This is a genomic window from Pseudomonas sp. HMWF006, assembly GCF_003061205.1.
Taxonomy (GTDB): Bacteria; Pseudomonadota; Gammaproteobacteria; order Pseudomonadales; family Pseudomonadaceae; genus Aquipseudomonas; species Aquipseudomonas monsensis.
This window is the reverse complement of the sequence record NZ_QAIU01000563.1, coordinates 1-1,390: the sequence shown is the minus strand read 5'-3', so window position 1 is coordinate 1,390 and position 1,390 is coordinate 1. Positions and strand designations below refer to the sequence as shown.

The window sequence follows — 1,390 nt, the reverse complement described above, 5'->3', positions numbered from 1 at the left end:
GCGCACGGGCGATTCCCCGCAGTGAATTCGCGCGCTACCTGGCCAATCATCTGGATCAACCTCAACGTGCCACCTGGGTTTGCTGAGCGACTTTTGCGCGCGTGGCTTACACTTAATTCACCAGCTTATCCCGAGGGTTGATCATGACCGAGTTGGCGCGCCTCAAGTTCTATGCCACTCAGCCCCACTCTTGCAGTTATCTGCCCGAGGAGCAGGCGACGACCCTGTTTCTCGACCCGAGCCAGCCCATGGATGTGCATGTCTACGCAGACCTGTCGGAAATGGGCTTTCGTCGCAGTGGCGATCATCTGTATCGGCCGCATTGCCAGAACTGCAATGCGTGCGTACCTGCGCGCATTCCCGTGGCGCAGTTCATCCCCAATCGTCAGCAGAAGCGCATTTTCAAACGCAACGCCGACCTGCAGGTGCGTCCGGCCAAGCCCAAGTTCAGCGAAGAATATTTCGATCTGTACCAGCGCTATATCGAACAACGTCACGCCGACGGCGACATGTACCCGCCCAGCCGTGATCAATTCTCGACATTTCTGGTCCGCGACCTGCCCTTCTCGCGCTTTTACGAGTTCCGTCTCGACGGACGGTTGCTCGCCGTGGCGGTCACCGATTTACTGCCAAACGGCTTGTCGGCGGTGTACACCTTCTACGAACCCGCCGAAGAACGCCGCAGCCTTGGCCGTTTTGCCATCTTGTGGCAGATCGCCGAAAGCCATCGCCTCGGGCTTGAAGCGGTGTACCTCGGTTACTGGATCAAAAACTGCAAAAAGATGAACTACAAGACGCAATATCGCCCCATCGAATTGCTGATTAATCAGCGCTGGGTTGTCCTGAACTAAACCCAAGCCCTAAACCCCTTGGCGTAAACCCCATTTTTCGGGCACAATGCACGCCGCTTTTGCCTGGCGCAGTTGCACCGGGCCATTCATTGGATACCGAGGGCTTTACTGCATGTCGAAAGAAGACAGCTTCGAAATGGAAGGCACTGTCGTCGACACCCTGCCCAACACCATGTTTCGCGTGGAGTTGGAAAATGGGCACGTCGTAACCGCGCATATTTCCGGCAAGATGCGCAAGAACTACATTCGTATTCTTACCGGTGACAAAGTGCGCGTCGAGCTGACGCCCTATGACTTGAGCAAAGGGCGCATTACTTACCGCGCTCGTTAATCAAGTCAATACAGAACGCCCGGTTTATACCGGGCGTTTTTGTTTGTCTGGGATTTGGGTTTTTTGGGCATATCCGTAGCTGCGGGTGCTGCCGCTGGCGGTTTCGTTCTTACAGCGGGTCACCTTTTCCAAACGCCGAAAAGGTAACCCAAAAGGCTTTGCCCCGGCGTACGGCACTTCGCTGAGGCTCAGTGTTCCCTCGCTACGG

3 protein-coding genes and 1 pseudogene are annotated in these 1,390 nt (G+C 55.8%); 3 read left to right on the top strand and 1 reads right to left on the bottom strand.

Annotation, left to right across the window (positions count from 1 at the left end; genetic code table 11):
- The 3 genes and pseudogenes from DBR24_RS25800 to infA all read left to right on the top strand — a co-directional run.
- Positions 1-86 (top strand): annotated as a pseudogene (locus DBR24_RS25800) (leucyl/phenylalanyl-tRNA--protein transferase); the annotation flags it as partial.
- A 57-nt stretch (positions 87-143) separates the two neighbouring features.
- On the top strand, positions 144-851 hold the full coding sequence (locus DBR24_RS25795) for an arginyltransferase (protein ID WP_123462480.1): 708 nt from the start codon (positions 144-146) through the stop codon (positions 849-851).
- A 112-nt stretch (positions 852-963) separates the two neighbouring features.
- A complete protein-coding gene (gene infA / locus DBR24_RS25790) occupies positions 964-1,182 on the top strand; it encodes a translation initiation factor IF-1 (RefSeq protein WP_002553999.1) in 219 nt (72 codons plus the stop codon).
- Between the two features lie 24 nt (positions 1,183-1,206).
- On the opposite strand, the gene DBR24_RS31320 is transcribed toward infA, so the two are convergent.
- Positions 1,207-1,390 (bottom strand): hypothetical protein (locus DBR24_RS31320; RefSeq protein ID WP_218278149.1); only part of this gene is annotated, 184 nt, incomplete at its 5' end.

Excerpts from the sequence above, each read along its gene's own strand:
- DBR24_RS25795 (WP_123462480.1), top strand. The coding sequence starts at position 144 with ATGACCGAGTTGGCGCGCCTCAAGTTCTATGCCACTCAGCCCCACTCT.
- infA (WP_002553999.1), top strand. The coding sequence starts at position 964 with ATGTCGAAAGAAGACAGCTTCGAAATGGAAGGCACTGTCGTCGACACC.